Genomic DNA, 2,276 nt, shown 5'->3' on the forward strand with positions numbered 1-2,276 from the left:
GCACTGGCGCTCGAGCTTGGTGACATCCCGCTGCATTCGACGAATGTGGCGCGCTATGCGGTCGGAATCGCGACGTCGATGGGGGCCGATGCCGACATGTACCGGGACATCCTCCGCGCCGGTCTGCTCCACGACATCGGCAAGCTCGGAGTCTCGAATCAAATTCTGGACAACCGGGCCAAACTCACCGACGAAGAGTTCGGCGAGTTCCGGAAGCATCCACGCTGGACGTGGGAGATCCTCGAGCGCGTGAACGCGTTCGACAGCCACGTGGCCGACGCGGCAGCGGCGCTCGTCGAGCGCGGCATGTTTATGGTGCTCGCCGAGGGACGCGACGATCCGTTCCCGCAGCTCCGTCAGGAGCTCGCGAAGTTCGTCCGGATCGCGAGCGTGGCGTAGCGCTGGTATGCGGTGACGGCGCGTGGGGTCGCGATTGCCCCGGAACGAGTGCCAATCAAGGGCTGGGGAACGTTCGCTGGGCGCGCTAGACTCTGTGTATGTCCGCACTCGTATTTGCTCATGAAACCGGCGCGTCCCCGCTGGCGCTACTGCTTGTGCTCGAAGCCTCGACGACGGCCGGCTCGGTCGCGCTGATCGCCGACGGGGTGATCGTGGCAGTACGAGCCGTGGCGATGGGCGCCGGGCGAGAGGATCAGCTGTTCCCGGCCGTGCAGGCGCTGCTGGCCGATGTCGGCGCGACGGCACGGCAGCTCAGCGGCGTCGTGTGTGGGGCAGGGCCGGGGAGTTTCACGTCGTTGCGGATTGCCGCGTCGTTGGCGAAAGGGCTGGCCTACGGGGCTTCGGTGCCACTGTTCGCCGTGTCGTCGCTCCTGCTGTCTGCGGCGGACGCCATCGAGGCACTCCCGGCCGGGCCCGCCGTTGTGCATGGGGACGCGCTGCGAGGGGAACGCTACGTGCTGGACGTCATGTTCGGTGCAGACGGCAGCGTGCAGGCGCAGTCTGCGCTCCAGCGCATGACGATCGAGCAGCTGGCTACGCATGCTTCGGGACGTCCTCGCCTGGCGGTGCTCGCCTCGCTGACGCCGGGCCTCGAGATGCGCGTCGTGACGCCGTCGGCGGCGCACCTTGTGCACGTTGCGCCGGCCGCGTGGTCCGACGCCGTTCCACTGGACAGTTGGGAACCGCAGTATGGGCGCTTGGCGGAGGCGCAAGTGAAGTGGGAAGCATCGCACGGAGCGCCGCTGCCCTCCCTCGGCGCGGTATGAGCACACCAGTCATCGCCATCCGGCCGACGTCTGCCGACGACGTGCCAGCGATGGCAACGATCGAAGCACTCGCGTTCAGCGACCCGTGGCCGGCAAGGTCATTCCACGAGCTGCTGCTGCACCCGTTCTCGCGGATGGCGACCGCCGTCGACGAGTCGGGGGGCATTGTCGGGTACTGCATCATGCTGCGCGCCGTTGACGAGGCCGAGATCGCGAATATCGCCACGGCGCCGGGGGTGCGCCGACAAGGCGTGGGCGCGCAGCTACTCGACGACGCGATCGCCGCCGGCACGGCGGACGGGGTTGTCGCCATGTTTCTGGAGGTCCGCGAGTCGAACACTGCTGCTCGCGCCCTCTACTCGTCCCGTGGATTCGTGGCCGTGGGACGTCGCCGTGCGTACTACCGGCATCCCGTCGAGGATGCCCTTGTCCTGCGACGCGACGCGACGGCGTTCGAATAGCCCTGCGCGCAACGTTCGGGTTTGGTTTGGTCAGAGGACCCTCCTAGCTTATCCGACACCCATTACCACTGTACTTCGAGGAGGCACCATGAGTCGTAGCCTGAACAAGGCCGTTTTGATTGGCAACGTCGGATCAGATCCCGAAATCCGCGCGGTCGGCAGTGGAACGCGCGTCGCGCAGTTCTCGCTTGCCACGAGCCGCAACTGGACGGATCAGACCGGCGCGAAGCAGGAAAAGACGGAGTGGCATCGCTGCGTCGTCTGGAACAGCGCGCGTGGCTCGGGGCTGGCCGACGTCGTGGAGAAGTACGTGAAGAAAGGTGAGAAGATTTATGTCGAAGGAGAGATCGAGTATCGCCAGTGGCAGGACAAGGACGGTCAGACCCGCTACACCACCGAGATCAAGGTCAAGGAGCTGATGCTCCTCGGCGGTCGGGCCGGCGGCAGTGGCGAGGACATGGAGAGCGCGCCGCGTCGCGCGGCGCCTCCGTCGCGTCCGAAGACGGCAGCGGCACCGTCGGCTGGGAAGGAAGAGTTCGGAGACTTTCCGGGCGCGCTGGAAGACGAGGACGACGATCTGCCCTTCTGA

General features: G+C 66.5%; 4 protein-coding genes. All 4 read left to right on the top strand.

Translation table 11 applies throughout. The annotated features are described in order from the left end of the window. A partial coding sequence (locus tag ACESNG_RS16370) for an HD-GYP domain-containing protein (protein WP_373069799.1) occupies nt 1-399 on the top strand: 399 nt, incomplete at its 5' end. Nucleotides 400-497: 98 nt separating this feature from the next. Beyond that, the gene (tsaB, locus tag ACESNG_RS16375) at nt 498-1,226 is read left to right on the top strand and encodes a tRNA (adenosine(37)-N6)-threonylcarbamoyltransferase complex dimerization subunit type 1 TsaB (protein WP_373064092.1); all 729 of its coding nucleotides are present in this window, start codon (nt 498-500) and stop codon (nt 1,224-1,226) included. After that, complete coding sequence (rimI, locus tag ACESNG_RS16380; RefSeq protein ID WP_373069801.1) at nt 1,223-1,687, top strand: ribosomal protein S18-alanine N-acetyltransferase; 465 nt, start codon at nt 1,223-1,225, stop codon at nt 1,685-1,687. The genes tsaB and rimI overlap by 4 nt, the downstream gene beginning before the upstream one ends. 88 nt (nt 1,688-1,775) lie before the next feature. After that, nucleotides 1,776-2,276, top strand: coding sequence for a single-stranded DNA-binding protein (gene ssb, locus ACESNG_RS16385; RefSeq protein ID WP_373064096.1), 501 nt, complete (start codon nt 1,776-1,778; stop codon nt 2,274-2,276).

Origin of the sequence: Gemmatimonas sp. (genome assembly GCF_041689975.1) — a bacterium.
In the GTDB taxonomy this organism is placed as follows: Bacteria; Gemmatimonadota; Gemmatimonadetes; order Gemmatimonadales; family Gemmatimonadaceae; genus Gemmatimonas.

Coding starts and splice junctions, on each gene's coding strand:
- tsaB (WP_373064092.1), top strand. CDS start 498: ATGTCCGCACTCGTATTTGCTCATGAAACCGGCGCGTCCCCGCTGGCG.
- rimI (WP_373069801.1), top strand. CDS start 1,223: ATGAGCACACCAGTCATCGCCATCCGGCCGACGTCTGCCGACGACGTG.
- ssb (WP_373064096.1), top strand. CDS start 1,776: ATGAGTCGTAGCCTGAACAAGGCCGTTTTGATTGGCAACGTCGGATCA.